This is a genomic window from Qipengyuania sp., assembly GCF_964227205.1.
Lineage (GTDB): Bacteria > Pseudomonadota > Alphaproteobacteria > Sphingomonadales > Sphingomonadaceae > Qipengyuania.
Genome location: NZ_CAXQVB010000003.1, coordinates 340,751 through 364,380 on the forward strand (window position 1 = coordinate 340,751; position 23,630 = coordinate 364,380).

Below are 23,630 nucleotides of genomic sequence, written 5' to 3' on the forward strand. Positions count from 1 at the left end.
CCCTTGGTCAAGCTCAACAGGATCTACACCCGCACCGGCGACAACGGGACCACCGGCCTCGTCGACGGATCGCGCTTGCCCAAACATGCTGCGCGAATGGAAGCGATCGGGGCGGTGGACGAAGCGAATTCCGCGCTCGGAGTTGCCGCGGTCGCGCTGGCAGGCAGCGACTTCGCCGAGCCGCTGTTCCGTATCCAGAACGATTTGTTCGATCTCGGCGCCGACCTGGCCACGCCCGCTGGCGAGGATGACGATTTCTCCCCTTCGGAAATGGTGTTGCGCACCGTGTCGGCGCAGGTCGAATGGCTCGAAGGCGCGATCGATGCGGCCAATGCCCGGCTCGATCCGCTCACCAGCTTCGTGCTGCCCGGCGGGAGCGAGGCCGCCGCGCGCCTCCATGTCGCGCGCGCCGCCGCGCGCCGCGCCGAGCGTGCGATGACCGCGATGGCGGCCGAAGTGCGCACCAATCCGCAGGCGCTGGCCTATATCAACCGCCTGTCCGACTACCTCTTCGTGCTCGCGCGGGTCGCTAATGATGATGGTCGGGGCGATGTGACATGGGTTCCCGGGGCCAATCGCTGACACGCCGCTAGCCAGCGCCCGCTGCCTTCGCTAGACCGCGCGCCTTGCTGCACTTGCGAAGGGAAATCTCGATGAACAATACGGTCGCCATCATCGGTGCGGGCCAGATGGGCTCGGGGATCGCGCAGACCGTAGCCGCGCACGGCATGGACGTGCTCTTGGCCGATGTCAGCCTCGAAGTGGCCGAGAAGGCGCATGCCGGGATCGACAAGGCGCTGGGCAAGCTTGTCGGCAAGGGCAAGATCGAAATTGCGGAGGCCGAAGCGACGCTGAAGCGCATCACGCCGATCGCCGACTATGCGCCGATGACCGAAGCCGGGCTGATCATCGAGGCGGCGACCGAGAAGGAGGCGATCAAGCAGGCCATCTTCGAGAAGGCGGGAGAGTTTCTCGCGCCCGATGCGATCATGGCCTCGAATACCAGCTCGATTCCGATCACCCGCATGGCCAATTATTCGCCCGACCCGGCGCGCTTCATCGGGCTGCACTTCTTCAACCCGGTCCCGGTGATGAAGCTGATCGAGGTCATCCCCGGCCTCGCCACCGCCCAGGCGACGACCGAGCGCACCACCGCCTTTGCCGAAAGCCTGGGCAAGGAAGTGGTGCTGAGCCAGGACGAGCCGGGCTTCGTCGTCAACCGCATCCTGCTGCCGATGATCAACGAGGCGATCTTCGTGCTCGGCCAGTCGACCGCCGATATCGAGGACATCGACAAGGGCTGCCGGCTCGGCCTCAACCATCCGATGGGTCCGCTGCAGCTGGCCGATTTCGTCGGGCTCGACACCTGCCTCGACATCATCATGGTGCTCTACAAGACCACCCGCGATGCCAAGTATCGCCCCGCGCCGCTGCTGGTGAAATATGTCGAAGCCGGTTGGCTCGGCCGCAAGACCGGGCGCGGCTTCTACGACTATTCGGGCGAGCAACCGGTGGCTACGCGCTAGTTTGCTTGCCTGACGGTTCGGCTGGCCGGGAGGGGGAGCGGGACGGAACAGCAAGGTCGGGACGGAGGTCCCGACCGCACGCAACAAGAACTGGGGAGTGGGCCGGTGCCGCCGCAAGGGAAGCGCGGAGGCGCTTCACGCACGCAACAAGCACGGAACCCTCTCCCCGGGCCCATCGTTTCTCCCGCAAAGGAGATATTGTATGAGCACCCCCGATACCCTTCCTCCCGAAACGCATAATGACGAGCAGGACGACGAGCGCAGCCAGGCGCAGACCGTTTCAGAGGACGCGCAGCACGAAACGCCCGACAGTCCGACCGAAAGCGTGAAGGGCGACAACGCATCCGGCCTGATGGGCGATTCGACGCAGGACACGATCGATCATATGCGCGACATGGAAAGCTCGGGGCGGATCGATATGTCCGCCTATCGCGGCGAAGACAATCACGACGACAATGAAGACAAGTACGGCAAGGCGAACAAGGTCGATCCCGACCTGCCCTCCGATGGCAGTTGATCAGGGGGCCAGATTGCCGTCGTTGAGGATCCACAGCCCGGCGGTCAGGATCGCCGCTCCGGTAGCTACGGCATAGGCCAGCACACGAAAGTTGGGGGCGGAGACTGCTTCGAAGCGATGCGCGTCGAGCTTCGCCATGGTGTGGCAGGCGCGCCGCTGTGCAGTAATCGCAAGCCAGCCCCCCGCGAGGATGAACATCGTGGCGATGGCGCGCGCCAGCCAGGGCGGATCGAAAGCGCCGAACAGCGCCTTGAAGCCGAGGCCGATGCCGATCGCGGCGAAGGCGGTGCGCATCCAGCCGGCAAAGGTGCGCTCGAGCGCCATGATATTGCGGTCTTCGGCGAGATCGGTGCGCAGCTCGGCCAACTCGGTCGAAGTATCGGCACTGTCGTCGCCGGAAGGATCATCCTGGGCCATGCCCATATCAATGCGCGAAGGGGCGATGCGGTTCAACCCCGACGACGGGCGGCCTAGTGCTCGTCCGCAATCGCCTGTGCCTTGAGCGCATAGAGCGTGTCGAGCGCCTCGCGCGGCGAGAGCGCGTCGACATCGAGCGATTCAAACGCCTCGCGCAGCCGGTCACGCTCTTCGTCCTGGGTCTGCGTGGAGACTGCGAACAGCGGCAGCTCACCGAGCCCGGCTCCAAGCCCGCCGGTCGCTTCGCGGCCCTTTTCGAGTTTGTCGAGCACCGCCTTTGCACGGCGGATGACCGGGCCGGGGACACCCGCGAGCTTGGCTACCGAGAGGCCGTAGCTGCGGTCGGCCGCGCCCTTGGCCAGCTCGTGCAACAGCACCAGCTCGCCCTTCCACTCGCGCGCGCGGACATGGTGGAGGCTGAGCGCGTCGCAGGTTTCGGCGAGGCGGCTGAGTTCGTGGTAATGCGTCGCGAAGAGGCAGCGACATTTGAGCTGTTCGTGCACCGCCTCGACCACCGCCCAGGCGAGCGCCATCCCGTCATAGGTCGAGGTGCCGCGGCCGACCTCGTCGAGGATGACGAAGCTGCGTGCTGTCGCCTGGCTGAGGATCGCGGCGGTCTCGACCATCTCGACCATGAAGGTCGATCGCCCGCGTGCGAGATTGTCCGAGGCGCCGACCCGGCTGAACAGGCGGTCGGCGAGACCGATGCGCGCTGCAGCTGCGGGGACGAAGCTGCCCGCCTGCGCGAGTAGCAGTATAAGCGCGTTCTGCCGCAGGAAGGTCGACTTGCCGCCCATGTTGGGGCCGCCGATCAGCCACAGCCGGTCGTCGCTGCCGAGCGAGCAATCGTTGGCGACGAAGCGCTCGCCACCCTTGGCCAGCGCCTGTTCAACCACCGGGTGCCGGCCGCCGGTCACTTCTAGACACGGCTCGTCCAGTATTTCGGGGCGCGCCCAGTCGCCCTCGACCGCGCGTTCGGCCAGCGCGGCGCAGACGTCGATCCGCGCCAGCGCCGCTGCGGTCGCGGCGATCGCTTCGCGTGCGAGAACGACTTCGCCGACCAGATCCTCGAAATGCGCTTCTTCCGCCGCCAGCGCATGCGCGCCCGCTTCGGCGATCCGCGTCGCCTCCTCGTGCAGGCCGAGCGAATTGAAGCGCACCGCTCCGGCCATGGTCTGGCGATGGGTGAAGCCGCTGTCGGCCGCCATCAGCTTGTCGCCGTGCTTGGCGGGCACTTCGATAAAATAGCCCAGCACCTTGTTGTGCTTGATCTTGAGCGACGGAGTTTCGGTCTGCTCGCGATACTTGCTCTCGAGCGCGGCGATCGCCCGCCTCGCATTGCCGCTGGTCTCGCGCAGTGCGTCGAGTGCGTGGTCGTAGCCCGCCGCAATGAAATTGCCCTGACCGCGCTCGGTCGGGGGGGAGGGGACCAGCGCGCGGGCGAGATGGTCGACCAGCGCGGCATGGCCGCCCAGCGCATCGGCCATGCGCTGGAGCAATCCCGGCAGGTCTGCGCTCGCCGCCAGCATTTCGCGCACCCGCCGCGCCTCGGCGAGGCCGTCGCGGATCTGGCCGAGATCGCGCGGTGACCCGCGTCCGGCGACGAGCCGCCCGAGCGCGCGGCCGATGTCGGGCGCCTGCCGCAAGACGGCCCGCAGATCGGCGCGCAACAGGGGATCGGCATGGAAGTGCTGGACCCCTGCGAGCCGCTCCTCGATCGCGGAACGGTCGGCGAGCGGGGCGGAGAGGTCCTCGGCCAGCTGGCGCGCGCCCGCGCCGGTGGCGCAGCGATCGACGCAGGCGATCAGGCTGCCCGCGCGTCCGCCGCCCTGCGCTTCGAGGATCTCGAGGCTGGTGCGGGTTGCCGCGTCCATCGCAAGATGCGCGCCATGGCCGCGCGCCACGGGCGGGAGGAGAAAGGGCAGGCTGCCGCGCCCGGCATGGTCGAGATAGGCGATCAGCCCCGCCGCCGCCGCCAGCATCGGCCGGGTAAAGCTGCCGAGCCCGTCGAGCGTGGCGATGCCATGGATCGCCTTCAGCCGCGCTTCGCCTTCCTCGCTGCGGAAATCGGCGCGCGGGCGCGCGATCACCTCGCCGGGTACGTCGTCGCAGTCCTCAGGCGCCACGATTTCGCTCGCGCCGAGCCGCGCCAATGCGGCGTCGAGCGCGTGCGGAGCGCATTCCTCGAGCTCCATCCGTCCGGTCGAAATGTCGCAGGCGGCCAGCCCGACACCGTCGCGCAGCGGAGCCACGGCAACAAGCAGGTTCGCCCGCCGCGGTTCGAGCAGCGCCTCTTCGGTCAGCGTTCCCGCAGTCACGAAGCGCACGATATCGCGGGCCACCAGCGCCTTGGATGTGGGGGTGCCCTCGCGCTTCGCCCGCGCCTTGGCTTCCTCGGGCGTCTCGGTCTGTTCGGCGATGGCGACACGGCAGCCGCCCTTGATGAGGCGCGCAAGGTAGCCTTCCGCGGCATGCACGGGCACGCCGCACATCGGCACCGGCTCGCCGCCATGTTCGCCGCGCGTGGTCAGCGCGATGTCGAGGATGCCCGCGGCCACTTTCGCGTCGTCGAAGAACAGCTCGAAGAAATCGCCCATGCGGTAGAACAGCAGCGCATCGCCGGCCTCGCGCTTCAGCGCGAGGTATTGCTGCATCATCGGGGTGGGCTTGGATGACATGACCCGGGCCTAGCGAGCGCGGAAGCGATTCGGGAGTCGTGCGAGGTGCCCTTTCCCCTATGACTTCGCCGCGCGAGCGGTTAGGGGCGGGAGCCAGCGAGACGAGGACCCTAATGGCTGACGAAAAATCCGCATTCAATACCCGCGAGGCACTGTTCTACCACGAGACGATCCGCCCGGGTAAGATCGAGATAATCGCTTCCAAGCCGATGGCGACTCAGCGCGACCTGAGCCTGGCCTATTCGCCCGGTGTCGCGGCTCCGGTGGAAGCGATCGCGGCCAATCCCAAGGATGCAGCGCGCTTCACCGCCCGCTCGAACCTCGTCGCGGTGATCTCCAACGGCACCGCCATTCTCGGCCTCGGCAATCTCGGCGCGCTCGCCTCGAAGCCGGTGATGGAAGGCAAGGCGGTGCTGTTCAAGCGCTTCGCCGATGTCGATTCGATCGATCTCGAGCTCGACACGGAAGATCCGGACAAGTTCATCGAGGCGGTCGCGCTGATGGAGCCGAGCTTCGGGGGCATCAATCTCGAGGACATCGCCGCGCCCGAATGCTTCATCATCGAGCAGGCGCTGCGCGAGCGGATGAACATTCCGGTCATGCATGACGATCAGCACGGTACCGCGATCATTTCGGCCGCCGGGCTGATCAATGCCTGCCACCTGACCGGGCGCGACCTCAAGGACGTGAAGATGGTGGTGAACGGGGCCGGGGCCTCGGCGCTCGCCTGTACCGCGCTGATCAAGTCGGTCGGCGTGCGGCACGAGAATGTGATCGTCTGCGACCGCGCCGGGCCCATCTATCCGGGCCGCGACAATGTCGACCAGTGGAAGAGCGCGCATGCCGTCGAAACCGAGGCGCGCAGCCTCGAAGAGGCGCTTGAAGGCGCAGACGTCTTCCTCGGCCTGTCCGCCGCCGGTGCGCTGAAACCCGAGTGGGTCGCCAAAATGGCCGACAAGCCGATCATCTTCGCCATGGCCAATCCGGTGCCCGAAATCATGCCCGAGGACGCCAAGGCGGTGCGCCCCGATGCGATCATCGCCACCGGGCGCTCGGACTATCCCAACCAGGTCAACAACGTGCTCGGTTTCCCCTTCATCTTCCGCGGCGCGCTCGACGTGCAGGCAACCGCGATCAACGAGGAGATGAAGGTCGCCGCCGCGCGCGCCATCGCCGAACTCGCGCGGGAGCGCGTGCCCGACGAGGTCGCCGCCGCCTATGGCGTCAGCCACCAGTTCGGCGAGGAATACATCATTCCCGCCCCCTTCGATCCGCGGCTGATGGAAGTCGTTTCGAGCGCGGTCGCAAAAGCGGCGATGGACAGCGGCGTGGCGCAGGCGCCGATCGAGGATTTCGATGCCTACCGTCTTGCTCTGAAGGCGCGCCTCAATCCGACCACTGCGGCGCTGACCAATATCTACGAGCAGGCCAAGGCAAACCCCAAGCGGATGGTCTTCGCCGAGGCCGAGGAAGATGTCGCGCTGCGCGCCGCGGTCCAGTTCCGCGATTTCGGCTATGGCGAGCCGATCCTCGTCGGGCGGACCGAGAAGGTCCTCGAAAAGCTCGCCGAACTCGGAGTCGACGATCCCGACGACTGGATCATCGAAAATTCGGCCGTGTCGGACAAGGTCCCGGCGATGGTCGACTATCTCTACAAGCGCCTCCAGCGGCGCGGCTATACCGAGCGCGACGTCGGCCGGATGGTCAACCAGGAACGCAACGTCTTCGCCGCGCTCCTGGTTGCGCTGGGGCACGGCGATGCGATGATTTCGGGTCTGACCCGTACCTTCGCCCAGACTGCGCGCGAAGTCGGCCGCGTGCTCGATCCCAAACCGGGCGCGGTGCCCTTCGGGATCCACATGATGATCGGCAAGAACACCACCGTGTTCCTCGCCGACACGACGATCAACGAGCGCCCGACGGCCGAACAGCTTGCCCATATCGCCAAGGAGACCGCCGCCGTAGCCCGCCGCATGGGCCACGAACCGCGCGTCGCCTTCCTCTCCTATTCGACCTTCGGTAATCCGTCGGGCCAGTGGCTCGACAATATCCGCGACGCGGTGGCGCTCCTCGACGCCGAAGACCCGGGCTTCGAATACGAGGGCGAGATGGCGCCCGATGCCGCGCTCAACCCCAAGGTCATGCAGCTCTATCCCTTCAGCCGCCTTTCGGGGCCGGCGAACGTGCTGGTCATGCCCGGGCTGCAATCGGCCAACCTCTCGGCCAAGCTGCTGCGCGAACTGGCTGGCGAAACCACCGTTGGCCCGATGATGATCGGCATGGAGAAGCCCGTCCAGATCGCCCCGATGACCGCGATCGCACCCGACGTGCTGACGCTGGCGGTGCTGGCAAGCGCCGGGGTAGTGGGCTGAGGGCGGTGATCCCCTGCCAGCGCAACCGCTTCGCCATCCCCGACGATGTGCATTATCTCAACTGCGCCTATATGGCGCCGCTCGCGCACGACGTGAGCGAGGCGATGGTCGAAGGCGCGCGGCTGAAAGCGCAGCCGTGGAATTTCCGCCCGGCCGATTTCTTTGCGGTGGCCGAGCGTTTCAGGACCACTGCCGCCCGGCTCACGCAAGTCGATGCCGAGTGCCTCGCGATCGTGCCTTCGGTCAGCTATGCGCTGGCAACGGCTGCGGCCAACCTCCCCATTGCCGGAGGGCAGTGTATCGTCACGCTGGCGGACCAGTTCCCCTCGAACGTCTATCCCTGGCGCGACCTTGCCGCGCGCAGCGGAGGCGAGGTGGTGGCGGTCCGGCGTCCCGCGCAGGACTGCTGGACCGACGCGGTGGTCGAGGCGATCGGATCGGACACCGCCATCGTCGCGCTGCCGCACAATCACTGGGCCGACGGGCGCGTGGTCGATCTCGTCGCGGTCGGCGAGAAGTGCCGCTCGGTCGGCGCTGCGCTGGTGCTCGACCTGACGCAGTCGCTCGGCGCCATGCCGCTCGATTTCGACGCGGTGCAGCCCGATTTTGCCGTCGCGGCCTGCTACAAATGGCTCATGGGCCCCTATGGCGTGGGCCTCTGCTATATCGCGCCGAAGCACCATGGCGGCCGCCCGATAGAGCACAATTGGATCAATCGCGCCGGGTCGGAAGATTTCGCGCGGCTGGTCGACTATCGCGCGGATTTCCAGCCCGGCGCGCGGCGCTTCGACATGGGCGAGAAATCGAACCCGCCCCTGCTGATGGGCGCGACCGCGGCGCTCGAATTCCTGCTTGAATTCGGTGTCGACGCGATTTCCGAGACGCTCGGCGCGGCGACGCAGGAAATCGCGGATCAGGCCCGCGAACTGGGCCTCCGATCCGCGGCGATCGGGACGCGCGCGCCGCATTTCCTCGCGCTCGAATTCCCTAATGGCGTGCCCGATGGCCTGACCGAACGGCTCGCAACGGCGCAGGTTCACGTCTCGCTGCGCGGTTCGTCGCTGCGCGTGACGCCGCATCTCTACAACCGATCCGAAGACAGTGCAGCGCTGATCGCCACGCTGCGCGCGTGCATGGCCTAGAAGGACAGGTCCTTGCCCGTGTAGTCGGCGTAGCGAAAGCCCGCGCCGCGCGCGCCTTCGAGGATATCGGCGAGACCCTTTGCGCTTTCCTCGATACTCAAGGGTGCCTGCGGCCCGCCCATATCGGTCTGGACCCAGCCGGGGTGGAGCGCGAGCGTGGCGATCCCGCGTGGACCGGCATCCTGTTCGGCCACGCCCTTGGCGAGCATGTTGAGCGCCGCCTTGCTGCTGCGATAGAGCTCGTAACCGCCCGAGCTGTCGGAGATCGATCCCATCAGCGAGGTCATGAAGCCGAGCGTGCCGCCATCCTTGACGGCGGGCAGCAGCGTCTTCGCCGCACGCACCGGGCCGAAGGCATTGGTCATCATCACCTCGGCGACTTCCTCGGCGGTGGCCTGCTCGCTCGACTGGTGGCGCGCGCCGGTGATGCCCGCATTGACGAAGAGGACGTCGAGTTCGCCTGCGCCGAAGCCGAGGTCGGCATAACTCGCCGGGTCGGTCACGTCGCAGGTGACGATCCGCAGCGTGTCGCAGGCAAGCGCATGCAAGTCGCCGCTGCGTCCGCGTTCGCTGGCAACGACCCGCCAGCCGCGGCCGAGGAACTCGCGCACCAGCCCGAGGCCGAGCCCGCGCGATGCGCCGAGAATGAAGATCGTCCTGTCGCTCATGTTCCGTCTCTTTCGCTCCGATTTCGATCGCGTCACGTCGCGTTCGGTTCGCCGCATTGCGACCCGCTCCCGCCTTCCGGTTCATCGCCGCGCAAGCGCGCAGGTTCCAACGGCGGTGCGGGGGCAGACTAACGCACCCGAAAGGAAGTGAAATGAAAAAGACAATCGCAGCGGCCGCAATCCTCGCCGGTGCCATGGTCGCAGCGCCGGCCATGGCGCAGGGCAGCAACACCGCTCCGGGCGGATTCTATGTCGGCGCGCTCGCCGGCTACGAAGGCCTCAACGTCGATTCGGCCGACAACAGCGTTACTGCCGATGCCGATTCGGCAGTCTACGGCGTCACCGCCGGCTATGATCTCTCGCTCGGCAGTGCCTTCGTCGGCGTCGAGGGCGAACTGTCGAAGAGCGGCGGGTCGACCGAATTCCCGAGCAGCTTCGGCGGCGCCCGCGACGGGCTCGAGGCCGAGGGCCAGTATTACCTCGGCGCCCGCGCCGGCTTCGCGCTGACGCCGGGCATCGCGGCCTACGGCAAGGTCGGCTACACCGCGCTCGACACCAAGGCCTTCACCAGTGCCGGTTCGTTGAGCGATGTGAAGGAAAACGCCAGCGGCTTGCGCTTCGGCGGCGGCCTGCAGGTCCAGCTGCCGGGTCCGCTCGAAGGGCGTCTCGAATACCGCCGCTCGCGCTATAACGATGTCGGCGGCGACGTCGGCGACGCGAAGACCGACCAGGTCGTGGCCGGGCTCGGCCTGCGCTTCTGAGGCGTCGTCCGATTTCGAACAATCGGGGGGCCGTCCGGGCGACCGGGCGGCCCTTCGCTATTCGCGGGCGCCCTGTCTACGCATATCCGAACTTCTCGATCCAGAGTTCGAGGATCGGCAATCGGCGCGGCGTTCATACACGCTCGGTCGTGGAGTTGAAGCTGTCGCGAGACGGATTCCTCGGAGCGAGCGGCGCTCCAAGTCGGGCGAATTACGAGGGGATAGGGCGCCTCTGCCCGAGCGCCTAGGCGTGTCGGCGAGCCCGAAAGCTATGTGGGTCGGCGATGCGCCAGAGATCGGCAAAGGGCGTGCTCTCCGGATCGTCAAGAAGGCTGCCCGGGTGAACTTCTTCCATGACCGCTCCGATGGAGACCATTTCGGCATTGTTCTTCCACTGCCGCAGGTGCTGCATGGTGAAGTCATCGGGCGACTCGAGCCCGCAGGCGACGACGATATCGTGAAGGCTATCGAGCGTTTTCGACTGGAACGAGGCCACTCGCTGGGCCTTTTCCTCGATCACCAGCCCGCGCTGCCGGGCGCGCGAGGTCGTTGCGATACCCGTCGGGCAAGTATTGGTATGGCAGCGCAACGACTGCACGCAGCCCAGCGAGAACATAAAGCCGCGCGCGGCATTGCACCATTCCGCGCCGAGAGCCGCATTCATCGCGATGGCCGAGCCGGAGAACACCTTTTCCGAGGCAGCCAACCGGACTTTTCCCTTGAGGTTGGTTCCGACCAGCGCGGCATTGACGTAATGCAGACCGACCCGCAGCGGCAGCCCGACGTGGTTCGACAGTTCGAGCGGGGCCGCCCCCGTTCCGCCGCCACCCCCATCCACCACGATGAAGTCCAGCAGGATCCCGCTGTCGACCATTGCCTTGGCGATTGCGAATACCTCGTGCGGGAGGCCGACGCACAGTTTTATCCCGACCGGCTTACCACCTGAAAGGTCGCGCATGCTTGCCGCGAACTCGAGCAGTTCGGTAGGAGTCGAGAACGCGGAATGACCGGGGGGTGACAGGCAATCCCGATGCGCCTCCACTTGCCGCGTGTCGGCGATCTCCCGATTGACCTTGGCAGCGGGGAGCAGGCCGCCGTGACCGGGCTTTGCTCCCTGACTCAATTTGATTTCGGTCATCTTTACGCGATCGTCGCGCGCCTTGTCCGCGAAACTGTCGGGATCGAACCGGCCATCCTTCGTCCTCGCTCCGAAATATCCCGATCCGATCTCCCAGACGAGATCTCCTCCATGCTTGAGATGGTAGGGAGACAGCCCTCCCTCGCCGGTGTCGTGGTAGAAATCGCCCATTTTGGCACCGAGATTCAGGGCTTCGATCGCATTTGCCCCCAGAGCACCGAAGCTCATCGCGCTTATGTTCAGACGGGCGGCTTCATAAGGCTTTGCGCATTGGTCACTGCCGACCTTCACGCGGGTACGCTTGGGCGCACCGGCGTTGGGACTGGTCGAATGGCAGAGGGCTTCATACTCTTCGGAATAGACGTCGAGCTCGGTACCGAAAGGATTGGCATCTTCCTGTCCCTTGGCCCGCGCATATACCAGCGAACGGGAGACACGGTCGTATGGTCGTCCCTCGAGCGGGCCCTCTACGATGTAGCTGCGCAGGAAGGGGCGCAGGTCCTCGAACAGCCAGCGAAAGCGCGCCCCGAGGGGGTAGTTGCGCCGCAGCGAGTGCTTCTTCTGGAACAGGTCCCACAGGGCCAGGAGAAACAGCGGGCCGACGACTGCCAGGCCCCACGCCGCGGCAGGCTGTACGGTCATCGCGATCGTTCCGAACAAGAGCACTGCCAGCGCGGTCGACCACAGTCCGAGGTTACGTTCGAGGGCATTGTCCTGGAAAAGCGTTGCGAAAATCGATTTCATCGGGCGCCCTCTCCTGCGGTCGGCGGTTCGCGAACCTGCTCTCGCTGCAACGCTTGGCGACTGCAGCGTTTCCATGCCGCCCTCATGGGCGGGAGGATCGACCGGAAGCGCTAGACATCCTTCCGCATCAGTCCGTGCGGATCGTTCACGACCAGCGCCGTGTCGCTGCGGGCAAGGGCCAGGAGCGTGAGCTGACCTTCCCTCGCGCGGATGATAGCGAGGCTGGAGGGCGCGCTGATCGTGACCAGCATCGGCACGCCGGCGCGCACTGTCTTTTCCACCAGCTCCTGGCTGCAGCGGGCCGACAGGAGAACGAAACCGTTCGCGCGATCTTCCCCTTGCCGCACCAGGGCGCCCAGAAGCTTGTCGAGCGCATTGTGCCGCCCCACGTCTTCGCGGGTGCAGACGATCTCGCCGTCGAACGAGCAGAAGGCGGCGGCATGCGCGGCTCCGGTCACCCTGCCCAGCGCTTGGTGCTGGCGCAGGGCGCCCATTGCCTTGTGGATCGCTGCGGGACGTAGACGGGGGATGGCTTCCACCGGCTCGAGCGGGGCGAGGGCGGCGGCGATCGATTCAATCCCGCAAATGCCGCAGCCGCTTTCCGAAACGCGGGTTCTTGCCCGGTCCAGGATCGCCGGCAAGCTGCCAGGTGGAAGGTTGGCGCGGACAACCCATCCTCCCTCGGCTTCGAAGGTGCCGAGCGCATCCATTTCTCCGGCATCGGCGAGGCCTTCGCTCAAGGCGAAGCCGACCGCGAAATCCTCGAGGTCGGATGGCGATGCCATCATCACAGCATAGCCGACACCATTGAATTCGATGGCGACGGGAACCTCGACCGGCACCGCCCTGACCCCCGATGTGACCTGGCCGTTATCGAAATTCAGGACATCCGTATCGAAAAATCGCACGGCCGAACCAAGCGAAGTCGACATCTCCAGCAGTTCGAGATCGAAGGGCGTATTGACGTTGACGAGTCCATTGGCCCCTTGCGGAACGCGTGCTGCGCCGCACCCATCGAGCCACGAAACGACTGAGCGCTCGCCCCCTTGCAAGTGCCGCTCCAGCTGCTCGGCCAAGTGGCAGGGCCACAGCCCGATCAGCCAGTGACGATCAAGAACGGCCGGTCGATCACCGGGAAAGTTCTCCAGCAGGTCGGGCGGCAGCGGATGGACGTCGATCGGCGCGCTCAGGACGTGCGTGTATCCCTCTTCGCCAGCGTGATACAGCGCTGCGCACAGACCGGCCAACGGCCCCATCCCTTCGTGCGGTCGATCGCGGAGCGAGGCCAGGCCCTCTCTCTTCGCGCCGCAGAGCACGAGACCGTCGCAGGCGGGGGCGATCGCTCGGATAGCGTGGTCGAGCAATGTCCTGCCCTGCCATAGGGCGTCGGATTTGTCGCAGCCGAACCGGCGACTTCGTCCTCCGCCGATCAATGCGCCGAGGATGCGCCTGCGGGGTCCGGTCATAGAGTCGGCCTTCGATTGGGGTTGTGGTGGCGCGATACAATGCGAAGCGCTAAGCATATTATAAGACAAGGACAATCCAACCCGGCACCATCGAGCCACTGGAATGTGCCCCTCCGGAGAAGCGCCCATGCCCGAGACGATCGACGACGACGACGAGGCCGAGCGCGACCTGCCCCATTCGCCCGGTCCTGCCGGCGGATGGGGGTCGCTGCAGGGAATTGTCCGGATCTACGGGGAAAGCGGGGCTGCTCCCGGGGCGCTGGACAGCTTGCGGCGGCTCAACAAGCCGAAGGGCGTCATGTGCATGTCCTGCGCCTGGCCCAAGCCCGCCAACTATTCCGCCTTCGAATTTTGCGAGAACGGCGCGAAGGCCGTCCTGTGGGAATTGACGGAGGATCGCTGCACCCCCGAATTTTTCGCGGGCGAACGGCACACGGTTCGCGAATTGCGCAACTGGAGCGACCACGAGCTGGAAAAGGCGGGCCGCCTGACCCACCCGATGAAATACGATGCGGCGAGGGATCGTTACGTACCGGTCGAATGGGAGGAGGCCTTCGACGAGATTGGCTCTATCCTGAAGCGCCTTCCGCGGAAGAGCGTGGTCTTCTATGCCTCGGGCCATGCGGGGCTCGAGGCGTCCTATCTCTATGCCCTGCTGGCGCGCGTCTACGGCAACAACAACCTGCCGCAGAGTTCGAACATGTGTCACGAGACGACTTCCGTAGGGTTGACGAAGGTCATCGGATCGCCCGTCGGCACAGTGACCTTCGACGATCTCGCCAAGGCCGATGCCTATTTCTACTTTGGCCAGAATCCGGGCACCAACAGCCCGCGGTTCCTGCACAATCTCAAGCACCTGAAGGATCGCGGCGGCAAGATCGTGACCTTCAATCCGGTGATCGAGCAAGGGTTGGTTTCCTTCGTCGATCCGCAAAATCCTCTGGCAATGCTGACGGGCAAGGAAACCATCATTTCCGACCAGTACCACCAGCTCAGGGCAGGCGGCGATGTCGCGGCGATCCTGGGCATGTGCAAGGTCGTGGTCGAGGCCGACGACGAGGCCCGATCGGCCGGCAGGAACGAGATCATCGACCATGATTTCATCGCCCAGCACACGACCGGTTTCGACGATTTCGCCGACTGCTGCCGCAAGGCCGAATGGACCGAAATCGAAAGCGCCAGCGGCCTGACCGAGGCTGCCCTGCGCGAAGCGGCGCAGGTCTATATGGAGGCGGACCGCGTCATCGGCGTTTACGGCATGGGCTTCACGCAGCACACGCACGGGGCGCTGAATATCGCGATGATGGTGAACCTGCTCCTGTTGCGCGGCAATATCGGGCGCGAAGGTACCGGCTGCTGCCCGGTGCGCGGGCATTCCAACGTCCAGGGCCAGCGGACGGTGGGCATCGCGGAAAAGGCCAAGCTGGTCCCGCTCGACCGGCTCAAGCAGCTTTTCGACTTCGATCCCCCGACCGAGGACGGCCTGCATATTGTCGATGCCGTCGAGGGGCTGATCGGGCGCGAGGTGAAGGGGTTCATATCGCTGGGCGGGAACCTCGTCAGGGCAACCCCCGACCAGGACCGGATGAAAGAGGCCTGGGCCGCGCAGGAATTGACCGTGATGGTCTCGACGAAGCTCAATCGCAGCCATCTTCATCCTGCCAGATCGGCCTGGATCCTGCCTTGCCTTGGGCGGTCCGAAATCGACCAGCAGGCTGGCGGAAACCAGGCGGTGACCAGCGAAGACAGCTTCTCGATGATCAGCGGATCGATCGGCCATCGCCCCCCGGCGTCGGATTGGCTGAAAAGCGAACTGGCGATCGTCGCGGGTATCGCCAAGGCTGCGACGGATCCGAACCCCAGGCTGAAATGGGATGAATGGACAGGGGATTACGCGCTGGTCCGCGACCTCATCGAGCAAACCTATCCCGATGATTTTGCCGATTTCAACGCGCGCATGTTCGAGCCGGGCGGTTTCTACCGCGGCAACCCGGCCCGCGAACGTATCTGGAAGACCGATTGCGGGAAGGCGGTCATTACCACGCCGCCGCAGCTGACATCGCTGGGCTTTGCGGACAGGCCGGGACGCTATCGCCTGATGACATTGCGCTCCAACGACCAGTTCAACACGACCGTCTATGGCTACAGCGATCGCTTCCGCGGGATCGAGGGGACGCGCGACGTCGTGCTGATGAACCCGGCAGATATCGAAGAGGCCGGCCTTGTCGATGGCGATACCGTGCGTCTCGTCACCGATTACGACGATGGTGTCGATCGCTTTTTGGGGGGGCTTGAGCTCATCGCCTATAAATTGCCAAGGGGCACCGTGGCGTCCTACTATCCCGAGTGTAACGTCCTTGTCCCGATCAGCCATCACGACAGTCTATCGAAGACGCCGGCTTCGAAATCGGTACCCGTCAAGGTGCTCAAGGATGGCTGAGGCGCTTTTCGCGCTCGCCTGGCCGGCAATCGCGGCATGACCGTCCAGCAGGCCATCGCGCCAGCACCTGCGCTGGTGGACCGCTTCCGCCGTCGCATCGACTACGTGCGCATGTCGGTGACCGACCGATGCGACTTGCGGTGCCGCTACTGCATGCCCGACAGGATGACTTTCCTGCCGCGCAAGGACCTGCTGGAGCTCGGAGAGATCGTCGATCTTGCGGATATTTTCATTGCGCGCGGGGTGAGACGCATCCGGCTCACCGGTGGCGAGCCCCTCGTGCGCACAGGTGTCTCCGATCTCGTAAGGAGCCTCGGCCAGCGTCTCGGCAAGGGTCTCGAGGAACTGACCCTGACCACGAACGGGACGCAGCTAGCCGACCATGCGGACACTCTGGCTGCCAGCGGGGTGCGTCGTATCAATGTCAGCCTCGACACGCTCGATCCCGATTCCTATCGTGCGATTACCCGGCGCGGCGACCTGGACAAAGCAATCGCAGGAATCGCTGCGGCCACGGCGGCAGGTCTTCGGATCAAGATCAACATGGTCGCGATGAAATCGGTCAATGATCACGAGATCGACGGGATGATCCGCTTCTGCATGGCCAACGATCACGATCTCACCTTGATCGAAACGATGCCACTTGGCGAGATCGGCGAAGATCGCGCACCGACCTTCTTGTCTCTCGCACCGGTGGAGGCGCGGTTGCGCGAAGACATGGGCCTGGTCGAATCGCGGCATTCCAGCCCCGGCCCATCGCGATATTTCGACATCCCTGGATCGACCAGCAAGATCGGTTTCATCACGCCCCTGACGCGCAATTTCTGCGCTTCGTGCAACCGCATCCGTGTCACGGCGACCGGAACGGTCTTCGGCTGTCTGGGGCGGGACCAGAAAGTGGAGCTTCGCGATGCCTTGCGGCAAGGGGGGGCACAAGCGGTGGCTGCCGCACTCGATCGCCTGCTGGCGGGCAAGCCCGAGGGGCACGCGTTTGCGAATTCCGCCGCGACGCCGAGCGTGTCGCGCTTCATGAGCATGACGGGGGGATAGACGCGTGCGGAGCGGGATCGCTGGGGGGACGCGAATGATCGGTTTCAGCGAGGCGATCGGCTTGATCGAGACGGGCGTCGGCGCGCTCGAGACCGAGGTCACCGCGATAGACCAGGCGTATGGCCGGGTGTTACGCGAGGATCTGCTTGCCCGATCGGACGCTCCCGCGGCGCCCGTCGCCGCCATGGACGGCTATGCGGTGAACTCCGCGGCACTGGCCGAGCACATGGGCTTCGCAGTGGTGGCAGAGGCGCGCGCGGGCGGGGCGCGACGGCTGCACATCGGCAAGGGCGAGGCGGCCCGCATCTTCACCGGCGCGATGCTGCCGGAAGGCGCCGACATGGTGATCATGCAGGAATATGCCCGGCTAGAGCAGGGCAGGGTGTGGTTCGCAAGTGGGCATGGACCCGCCCGCCATATCAGGGAAGCCGGCAGCGATTTCACCCGCGGCACCGTGCTGGTGCCCGCCGGAACCTGCATCGATGCCCGGCAACTGGTGTTGTGCGCCGCAGCGGATCGGGCGGAGATCACGGTGTCGCGGCGGGCACGCGTGGCGATTCTTGCGACGGGCGACGAGCTGGCTGCACCCGGATGTGCGCATGGCCGCCCCGGTACGATCCCCGAGAGCATCAGCCTGCCTATCGCCGGGATGGCCGAATCGCATGGCGCCAGCCTGGTCGGTCGGAAGATCGTCCCGGACGACCGGGTGCGCCTGGCCGAGGCAGCGGACGCCTTGCTGCAAGTGTCCGATCTGTTGATCGTTCTCGGCGGAGCGTCGGTGGGCGACCGGGATTATTCGAAGGAAGTACTGCAGGAACTCGGCCTCGAGCTGATCTTCTCCAAGGTTGCGATCAAGCCGGGCAAGCCGGTTTGGTTCGGCCGTGCCGGTCCCAGGGCGGTGCTCGGCCTGCCTGGCAATCCGACCTCGGCGATGGTGACCGCGACGCTGTTCTTGCCCTGCCTTCTCGCGCGGCTGCACGGGGCCGACCGGGTAGAGCCATGGCAGACGCTGCGCCTCGCGGAGGCCCTGCCCCGAACCGGCATGCGCGAAACCTTCGTCCGCGCGATCCGGCAGGGCGACGAAGTGGCGCCGCTGGACAACCAAAGCAGCGCAGCCCAACTCGCAATGGCGCGCGCAGATCGCCTCATCCGTTGTCCGGCCGGGCAGCAGGCCCTGCCACCGGGTACGCCGGTACAGACAATCCCCTTCTGAATTCCCCTACCGGCAGGCCAGAAGCCATGCGCCGGAGGTTCCCCTCCAGCCGGGCCACGCGATCGAGCGTGTCCGGCCGCGCGATCGACCCGTCACCGCCGCCGAAAGCGAAAGTACCAGACTTCGTGGCCATAGACCGTGCGCGCCTTGTGCTCATAGCGCGTTTCGGGCCAGCCCGAAGGGCGGTTCTCCCAGCTCGCGCGGCCTTCGACCTGCCACTCGAACTCGTCGGTGAAGCGACGCATCACCATCAGCGCGTGCCGCAGATAGACCGGATGATCCGTGCCGAAGCGAAATTCGCCGCCCGGCTTCAGCTTGTCGGCGATCATCCGCACCGGCCCGTCGTTCATCATCCGCCGCTTGGCGTGCTTGTTCTTGGGCCAGGGATCGGGATGGAGCAGGTAGACCATCGTCAGCGCGCCATCGGGCACGCGGCGCAACACCTCGAGCGCATCGCCATGGTGGATGCGGACGTTGGCGAGCCTGCGGTCGCGGATATGCGTCAGCGCCTGCGCCACGCCGTTGACGAAGGGTTCGGCCCCGATGAATCCGTGATCGGGCAGCAGGTCGGCGCGTTCGGCCATGTGTTCGCCGCCGCCGAAGCCGATTTCGAAATGGAGCGGGCGGTCGAAACCGAACAGCGCTTCCGAGGTCACCCGTCCTTCGCCGGGAACCGCAATCTGTGGCAGCAACCGGTCAACCAGCTCCTGCTGCGCCGCGCGCAGCGGTTTTCCCTGGCTGCGGCCGTAGAGCCGGTTGAGCGTGGTCGGATCGCCTTCCTTGAATGCTGACATGCGGCGCGCCGTAGCGCCATCATCCCCATGTCGTCCAGATGCCGTAGGCGCTGGTCATGCTGAGCGCGATGCCGACGAGGATCAGCATGAGCTTGGGACTGAAGTGCTTGGCCGCCATCGCACCGAAGGGCGCCGCGACAATGCCACCGAGGATCAGCCCCAGCGTCGGGCCGGCGATGTGCGAGATGCCGAGATGATAGACGAAGCTGGCCGAAATGCTCAGCGTGAGAAAGAATTCGACCGAATTGACCGTGCCCACCACCTTGCGCGGTTCGGCACCCTGGACGAGCAGGTTCGAGGTCACCACGGGGCCCCAGCCGCCGCCACCCGCGGCATCGAGGAAGCCGCCTGCGAGGCCGAGCGGTGCGACATGTTTCGCCTCGCGCAACTTGGGCGGGTAGAGCACGCCGCGCACCAGCAGCCACAGGCCGATCCCCGCCAGATAAAGCAGCACGAAGGGCTTGATCGTATCGCCATCGATAGAGGTCAGCAGATAGGTGCCGGCCAAGCCGCCGATCACACCGGGGATCAGCAGCCGCAGGAATAGTCGCTTGTCGATATTGCCATGCAGCAGGTGGCTGATGCCCGACGTCGCGGTGGTGAAACATTCCACCAGATGGACTCGCTGCGAGGCGAGTGCGGGCGGCACGCCGAGCAGGCCGACCATCAGCGTGTTGGTGATGACCCCGAAGGCCATGCCCAGCGCACCGTCGACCATCTGCGCGGCGAAACCGATGAGGATGAAGGGGAGAATGGGCCCCAGATCGAAACCGAGCACCTCCATTGCGGGGGCGGGCCTTTCGCTGTTGATACCCGCGGCCTCTACTGTGATTCGCGTGTCCCGGCGAGATAGAAAATCTGTGTAACTCGGGTGCTTGGCAGGATTCGCGCCGTTGCCCCATTGCAGTGAGCGCCGGACAAAGAAAAACGCCCGGCAGCCGAGGCTCCGGGCGTCTCTCGCTGTCCCGTCCGCGGGGAAACCGCTGTCAGGCCGCCTCGGCCTCTTCGTTCGGGTCGCGCAGCACGTAGCCGCGGCCCCACACGGTCTCGATATAGTTCTCGCCGCCGCAGGCATGGCTCAGCTTCTTGCGCAGCTTGCAGATGAAGACGTCGATGATCTTGAGCTCGGGTTCGTCCATGCCGCCGTAAAGGTGGTTGAGGAACATTTCCTTGGTCAGCGTGGTGCCCTTGCGCAAGCTGAGCAGCTCGAGCATCGCATATTCCTTGCCGGTCAGGTGGACGCGGGCCCCATCGACCTCGACCGTCTTGGCGTCGAGGTTGACCGCCAGCTTGCCGGTGCGGATGACCGACTGGCTGTGGCCCTTCGAGCGACGGACTACGGCATGGATGCGGGCGACCAGTTCCTCGCGATGGAAGGGCTTGGTGACGTAATCGTCGGCGCCGAAGCCGAAACTGCGGATCTTGCTGTCCATTTCGGCGATGCCCGAAAGGATCAGCACCGGGGTCTGGACCTTGGCCACGCGCAGCTTCTTGAGCACGTCGTAGCCATGCATGTCGGGCAGGTTCAAATCGAGCAGGATGATGTCGTAGTCATAGAGCTTGCCGAGATCCAAGCCTTCCTCGCCGAGGTCGGTCGAGTAGACGTTGAAGCCCTCGGTCGTGAGCATGAGCTCGATGGCCTTGGCGGTAGTCGGCTCGTCTTCGATCAGCAGTACGCGCATCGTAAGTCCCCTGTATGGCCGCTGGTCTCTAGCGGTAACCCCGGAAAAGGGATGTGGTCCTCTATTAACCACACAACATCTGAACGGGAAAGGTTAACGCGGCGTAAATGGCGTTAACTTTTTTCACGTGGTCCAGGGGGGGCTACAGCGATGCGAGCTTCTTCTGGCGACGGCGCTGGGCGCTCGATCCGATTCCGATAGCCTCGCGATACTTGGCCACCGTGCGCCGTGCGAGATCGAACCCTTCGGCATTGAGCAGATCGGCCAGCTTCTGGTCGGAAAGGACCTTTTTCGGGTCTTCGCCCTCGCACAGCGCCTTGATGCGTGCCTTGATCGCCTCCGAGGAGGCGCCTTCGCCATCGGCCGCGGCCACCCCGCTGGAGAAGAAGTATTTGAGCTCGAACGTGCCACGCGGGCACGACAGATATTTGTTGCTGGTGACGCGGCTGACGGTGCTCTCGTGCATCTCGATCTGCTCTGCAACCTCGCGCAACGTCAGCGGGCGCATCGCGGTAACCCCTTGGCGGAAGAAGCCCTCCTGCCTCTTAACGATTTCGGCTGCGGTCTTGAGGATCGTCTTCTGCCGCTGGTCGAGCGCACGGATCAGCCAGTCGGCCTCGCCCAGCTGCTCGTTCAGCCAGCTTTGCGACGCCTTGTCGCGCGCGCCCGATTTCAGTTCGAGATAGTATTCGCGATTGACCACGAGGCGCGGCAGGCTCGCCTCGTTGAGGCGGATGTCCCATCCCTCCTTGCTCGGGGTGATGAGCACGTCGGGCACGATCGCCGATTGCGCCCCTCCGCCGAACGCGAGCCCCGGCTTGGGGTCGTAGCCGCGCAATTCGGCGAGCATGTCGGCAAAATCCTCGTCATCGACTTCGCACATGCGTTTGAGGCGGGCAACGTCGCCTGTCGCTACGAGATCAAGATTGTCGATCAGCCGCGCCATGCAGGGATCGTAGCGGTCGGCTTCGCGTGCCTGCAATGCAAGGCATTCGGCCAGCGTGCGTGCACCGACACCGGTCGGCTCGAGCGACTGGATCGTTTCCAGCGCGCGTTCGGCCTCGGCCAGCGGGACACCCAGCTCGTCCGCGATCACCCGCAAATCGGTAGGCAGGTAGCCGGCTTCGTCGAGCTCGCCGATGATCCTGAGCGCGACGAGCGCCTCGCGTGCGTCATGCGCTACCGCGCCGATCTGCTCGGAAAGATGTTCGGCGAGGGTCGGGCCTTCCGCGGAGCGATTTTCGAGGTCGGGCAATTCACCCGTCCCGAGGCCCCCGTCGCCGCGGCTCCAGTCGCCGTCTTCGCCGCGTGTCCGGTCCCCCGGAGCGGCCTCGGGGTCGAGTGCATGATCGGCGATGTCGAGCGCGTTGTCGCCGTCGAAATCTGGGGCGCTGTCGTGTTCCGCCGGTTCAGGAGAACTCTCCTCGCCGGCTTCGTGGCGGATCTCGCCCATTTCGAGCAGCGGGTTCGATTCGAGCGTTTCGGCGACGAAGGTTTCGATCTCGAGATTTGACAGAGCCAGCAGCTTGATCGCCTGCTGCAGCTGCGGCGTCATCACCAGCGACTGGGTTTGCCGGATGTCTAGGCGCGGACCCAGCGCCATGGTTCAACTCCTGCCGGCTTGGCGCGTCACAGCGTGAAACTCTCGCCGAGATAGAGCCGGCGGACGTTCTCGTCGGCCACCAGCGCCTCGGGCGTTCCCGCAAACAGCACCTGGCCGCCGTAGATGATACACGCGCGATCGACGATTTCGAGCGTTTCCCGGACGTTGTGGTCGGTGATGAGCACGCCGATGCCGCGCGTCTTGAGGTCTTTCACCAGGTCGCGGATGTCGCTGATCGATAGCGGGTCGATCCCGGCAAAGGGCTCATCGAGCAGCATAATCGACGGCTTGGCGGCGAGCGCGCGGGCGATCTCGCAACGACGCCGTTCGCCGCCCGACAGCGCCATGGCAGGGCTGGCGCGGAGCCGGGTCAGGCCAAATTCCTCGAGCAGCCGTTCGAGTTCGGCGGCGCGCGTTTCGGCCTCGGGCTCGACCATCTCGAGCACACAGTTGATGTTCTGCTCGACCGTCATGCCGCGGAAGATGCTGGTTTCCTGCGGAAGGTAGCCGAGGCCAAGGATCGCCCGGCGGTACATAGGCAGGTTGGTCACATCCTCGCCGTCCATCAGGATGCGACCGGCATCGGGCCTGACGAGGCCCATGATCGAATAGAAGCAGGTCGTCTTGCCCGCGCCGTTAGGACCCAGCAGGCCGAGCACCTCGCCCTTGCCGACCGACAGCGAAATGTCGGTCAGGACCGCGCGCTTGTCGTAGCTCTTGGCGATCGAAACGACTTCGAGTCCACCCTGCGGGATCGGCGGGGCGGCGTCGTGTACCGCATCGTAATCAGGGCTCGTCTGGATATCGGCCATGGGCCGCGACATAGCACGCGAGTCGGCCTTGAAAAGCCATGCAGGGGCCTTTTTCGACGAATTGGCAGGATTCGTGCATGATCCGTTTCCCGCAATCGCCACGGTGTCGGCGGGGGCCTCGCGCAGGATTGCTTGCCAGTCGGGCGCAATTTTGAAACAATGCTCCGCGGGAAGAGAATACAGGGGAGAGACGCCTTGAACGACGCGCTTCATGACGATCACATCGCCACCGGGCACACGGCACGCCGCGCGCGTGACTGGCGGCGCGCGATGAGCGACAATGTGGCGCTGGCGCTACTGGTCTATACCGGCCTCCAGATATTCATGACGGTGGGCGCGATGAAACAGGGCGTATCGTCGATCGTCCCATATCTCGCGCTGGTCATACTCGTTGGCGGCATCATCCCCGCCTGTCGCTGGTTCGAGCGACGCTGGGCCGGGCTGAGCGACGAGGAAGCTGCCGATATCGACCGCAAGCCTGCCTTCCGACGCGACCAGATCATGTTGTGGGGGCTGGCCATCGGCCTGCCGGTCGCCCTGACGGCTTTCTTCAAGCTGGCTTTTTCCTGACCGGACCGGCGGTTGCCAGCACGCGATGCGCGGCCTA

General features: G+C 65.4%; 20 protein-coding genes. 10 read left to right on the top strand and 10 right to left on the bottom strand.

The features are described 5' to 3' along the window. Nucleotides 1–3 precede the first annotated feature (3 nt). The 3 genes from ACEQZ0_RS09320 (at nt 4) to ACEQZ0_RS09330 (ending at nt 2,043) form a co-directional block, all read left to right on the top strand. Entirely contained in the window at nt 4–582 is a 579-nt protein-coding gene (locus tag ACEQZ0_RS09320) for a cob(I)yrinic acid a,c-diamide adenosyltransferase (RefSeq protein ID WP_370190579.1), read from the top strand. A gap of 71 nt (nt 583–653) precedes the next feature. After that, on the top strand, nt 654–1,526 hold the full coding sequence (locus ACEQZ0_RS09325) for a 3-hydroxyacyl-CoA dehydrogenase family protein (RefSeq protein ID WP_370190580.1): 873 nt from the start codon (nt 654–656) through the stop codon (nt 1,524–1,526). Nucleotides 1,527–1,728: 202 nt separating this feature from the next. Further along, nucleotides 1,729–2,043 carry a hypothetical protein gene (locus tag ACEQZ0_RS09330; RefSeq protein ID WP_370190581.1) on the top strand — a complete coding sequence of 105 codons (315 nt, stop codon included), beginning with the start codon at nt 1,729–1,731 and terminating at the stop codon, nt 2,041–2,043. On the opposite strand, the gene ACEQZ0_RS09335 is transcribed toward ACEQZ0_RS09330, so the two are convergent. Next, nucleotides 2,044–2,460, bottom strand: a complete 417-nt coding sequence (locus tag ACEQZ0_RS09335) for a YidH family protein (RefSeq protein WP_370190582.1) — start codon at nt 2,458–2,460, stop codon at nt 2,044–2,046. A 53-nt stretch (nt 2,461–2,513) separates the two neighbouring features. Next, on the bottom strand, nt 2,514–5,138 hold the full coding sequence (gene mutS, locus ACEQZ0_RS09340) for a DNA mismatch repair protein MutS (RefSeq protein WP_370190583.1): 2,625 nt from the start codon (nt 5,136–5,138) through the stop codon (nt 2,514–2,516). Between the two features lie 113 nt (nt 5,139–5,251). On the opposite strand from mutS, the gene ACEQZ0_RS09345 reads away from it, so the two are divergent. Together ACEQZ0_RS09345 and ACEQZ0_RS09350 are read left to right on the top strand one after the other, a co-directional pair. Beyond that, nucleotides 5,252–7,510, top strand: coding sequence for an NADP-dependent malic enzyme (locus ACEQZ0_RS09345; RefSeq protein WP_370190584.1), 2,259 nt, complete (start codon nt 5,252–5,254; stop codon nt 7,508–7,510). Nucleotides 7,511–7,515: 5 nt separating this feature from the next. Continuing rightward, nucleotides 7,516–8,652, top strand: a complete 1,137-nt coding sequence (locus tag ACEQZ0_RS09350; protein ID WP_370190585.1) for an aminotransferase class V-fold PLP-dependent enzyme — start codon at nt 7,516–7,518, stop codon at nt 8,650–8,652. Here the strand turns inward: ACEQZ0_RS09350 and ACEQZ0_RS09355 are convergent. Beyond that, nucleotides 8,649–9,320 carry an SDR family NAD(P)-dependent oxidoreductase gene (locus ACEQZ0_RS09355; protein ID WP_370190586.1) on the bottom strand — a complete coding sequence of 224 codons (672 nt, stop codon included), beginning with the start codon at nt 9,318–9,320 and terminating at the stop codon, nt 8,649–8,651. The genes ACEQZ0_RS09350 and ACEQZ0_RS09355 overlap by 4 nt on opposite strands. Before the next feature lie 152 nt (nt 9,321–9,472). Between ACEQZ0_RS09355 and ACEQZ0_RS09360 the strand changes: the two genes are divergently transcribed. Continuing rightward, entirely contained in the window at nt 9,473–10,081 is a 609-nt protein-coding gene (locus ACEQZ0_RS09360; protein WP_370190587.1) for an outer membrane protein, read from the top strand. Between the two features lie 244 nt (nt 10,082–10,325). On the opposite strand, the gene ACEQZ0_RS09365 is transcribed toward ACEQZ0_RS09360, so the two are convergent. Beyond that, nucleotides 10,326–11,963 (bottom strand): FMN-binding glutamate synthase family protein, encoded by a 1,638-nt coding sequence (locus ACEQZ0_RS09365; protein WP_370190588.1) that lies wholly within the window; start codon nt 11,961–11,963, stop codon nt 10,326–10,328. 110 nt (nt 11,964–12,073) lie between these two features. Then, the gene (gene fdhD / locus ACEQZ0_RS09370; RefSeq protein ID WP_370190589.1) at nt 12,074–13,558 is read right to left on the bottom strand and encodes a formate dehydrogenase accessory sulfurtransferase FdhD; all 1,485 of its coding nucleotides are present in this window, start codon (nt 13,556–13,558) and stop codon (nt 12,074–12,076) included. On the opposite strand from fdhD, the gene ACEQZ0_RS09375 reads away from it, so the two are divergent. From ACEQZ0_RS09375 to ACEQZ0_RS09385, 3 genes are read left to right on the top strand one after another with little or no spacing between them, the layout of a single operon-like run. Beyond that, nucleotides 13,557–15,869, top strand: a complete 2,313-nt coding sequence (locus ACEQZ0_RS09375) for an FdhF/YdeP family oxidoreductase (protein ID WP_370190590.1) — start codon at nt 13,557–13,559, stop codon at nt 15,867–15,869. The genes fdhD and ACEQZ0_RS09375 overlap by 2 nt on opposite strands. A gap of 36 nt (nt 15,870–15,905) precedes the next feature. After that, nucleotides 15,906–16,919, top strand: coding sequence for a GTP 3',8-cyclase MoaA (gene moaA / locus ACEQZ0_RS09380; RefSeq protein ID WP_370190591.1), 1,014 nt, complete (start codon nt 15,906–15,908; stop codon nt 16,917–16,919). A gap of 34 nt (nt 16,920–16,953) precedes the next feature. Next, nucleotides 16,954–18,132, top strand: a complete 1,179-nt coding sequence (locus ACEQZ0_RS09385; protein WP_370190592.1) for a molybdopterin molybdotransferase MoeA — start codon at nt 16,954–16,956, stop codon at nt 18,130–18,132. Between the two features lie 92 nt (nt 18,133–18,224). Here the strand turns inward: ACEQZ0_RS09385 and ACEQZ0_RS09390 are convergent, their stop codons facing one another. The 5 genes from ACEQZ0_RS09390 to lptB form a co-directional block, all read right to left on the bottom strand. Then, on the bottom strand, nt 18,225–18,926 hold the full coding sequence (locus ACEQZ0_RS09390) for a tRNA (guanosine(46)-N(7))-methyltransferase TrmB (RefSeq protein WP_370190593.1): 702 nt from the start codon (nt 18,924–18,926) through the stop codon (nt 18,225–18,227). Between the two features lie 19 nt (nt 18,927–18,945). Further along, the gene (locus ACEQZ0_RS09395) at nt 18,946–19,710 is read right to left on the bottom strand and encodes a sulfite exporter TauE/SafE family protein (RefSeq protein WP_370190594.1); all 765 of its coding nucleotides are present in this window, start codon (nt 19,708–19,710) and stop codon (nt 18,946–18,948) included. 202 nt (nt 19,711–19,912) lie between these two features. Further along, a complete protein-coding gene (gene ctrA, locus ACEQZ0_RS09400) occupies nt 19,913–20,608 on the bottom strand; it encodes a response regulator transcription factor CtrA (RefSeq protein WP_050601718.1) in 696 nt (231 codons plus the stop codon). 142 nt (nt 20,609–20,750) lie between these two features. Beyond that, a complete protein-coding gene (gene rpoN, locus ACEQZ0_RS09405; RefSeq protein ID WP_370190595.1) occupies nt 20,751–22,211 on the bottom strand; it encodes an RNA polymerase factor sigma-54 in 1,461 nt (486 codons plus the stop codon). Nucleotides 22,212–22,237: 26 nt separating this feature from the next. Next, nucleotides 22,238–23,023: an LPS export ABC transporter ATP-binding protein gene (gene lptB, locus ACEQZ0_RS09410; RefSeq protein WP_370190596.1), complete on the bottom strand. Its 786-nt coding sequence runs from the start codon at nt 23,021–23,023 to the stop codon at nt 22,238–22,240. Between the two features lie 195 nt (nt 23,024–23,218). Between lptB and ACEQZ0_RS09415 the strand changes: the two genes are divergently transcribed. Next, complete coding sequence (locus ACEQZ0_RS09415; RefSeq protein ID WP_370190597.1) at nt 23,219–23,593, top strand: hypothetical protein; 375 nt, start codon at nt 23,219–23,221, stop codon at nt 23,591–23,593. The last annotated feature ends 37 nt before the right edge of the window (nt 23,594–23,630 follow it).

Excerpts from the sequence above, each read along its gene's own strand:
- ACEQZ0_RS09325 (WP_370190580.1), top strand. The coding sequence starts at position 654 with ATGAACAATACGGTCGCCATCATCGGTGCGGGCCAGATGGGCTCGGGG.
- ACEQZ0_RS09330 (WP_370190581.1), top strand. The coding sequence starts at position 1,729 with ATGAGCACCCCCGATACCCTTCCTCCCGAAACGCATAATGACGAGCAG.
- ACEQZ0_RS09335 (WP_370190582.1), bottom strand. The coding sequence starts at position 2,460 with ATGGCCCAGGATGATCCTTCCGGCGACGACAGTGCCGATACTTCGACC.
- mutS (WP_370190583.1), bottom strand. The coding sequence starts at position 5,138 with ATGTCATCCAAGCCCACCCCGATGATGCAGCAATACCTCGCGCTGAAG.
- ACEQZ0_RS09345 (WP_370190584.1), top strand. The coding sequence starts at position 5,252 with ATGGCTGACGAAAAATCCGCATTCAATACCCGCGAGGCACTGTTCTAC.
- ACEQZ0_RS09355 (WP_370190586.1), bottom strand. The coding sequence starts at position 9,320 with ATGAGCGACAGGACGATCTTCATTCTCGGCGCATCGCGCGGGCTCGGC.
- ACEQZ0_RS09360 (WP_370190587.1), top strand. The coding sequence starts at position 9,473 with ATGAAAAAGACAATCGCAGCGGCCGCAATCCTCGCCGGTGCCATGGTC.
- ACEQZ0_RS09365 (WP_370190588.1), bottom strand. The coding sequence starts at position 11,963 with ATGAAATCGATTTTCGCAACGCTTTTCCAGGACAATGCCCTCGAACGT.
- ACEQZ0_RS09375 (WP_370190590.1), top strand. The coding sequence starts at position 13,557 with ATGCCCGAGACGATCGACGACGACGACGAGGCCGAGCGCGACCTGCCC.
- fdhD (WP_370190589.1), bottom strand. The coding sequence starts at position 13,558 with ATGGGCGCTTCTCCGGAGGGGCACATTCCAGTGGCTCGATGGTGCCGG.
- moaA (WP_370190591.1), top strand. The coding sequence starts at position 15,906 with ATGACCGTCCAGCAGGCCATCGCGCCAGCACCTGCGCTGGTGGACCGC.
- ACEQZ0_RS09385 (WP_370190592.1), top strand. The coding sequence starts at position 16,954 with ATGATCGGTTTCAGCGAGGCGATCGGCTTGATCGAGACGGGCGTCGGC.
- ACEQZ0_RS09390 (WP_370190593.1), bottom strand. The coding sequence starts at position 18,926 with ATGTCAGCATTCAAGGAAGGCGATCCGACCACGCTCAACCGGCTCTAC.
- ACEQZ0_RS09395 (WP_370190594.1), bottom strand. The coding sequence starts at position 19,710 with ATGGAGGTGCTCGGTTTCGATCTGGGGCCCATTCTCCCCTTCATCCTC.
- ctrA (WP_050601718.1), bottom strand. The coding sequence starts at position 20,608 with ATGCGCGTACTGCTGATCGAAGACGAGCCGACTACCGCCAAGGCCATC.
- rpoN (WP_370190595.1), bottom strand. The coding sequence starts at position 22,211 with ATGGCGCTGGGTCCGCGCCTAGACATCCGGCAAACCCAGTCGCTGGTG.
- lptB (WP_370190596.1), bottom strand. The coding sequence starts at position 23,023 with ATGGCCGATATCCAGACGAGCCCTGATTACGATGCGGTACACGACGCC.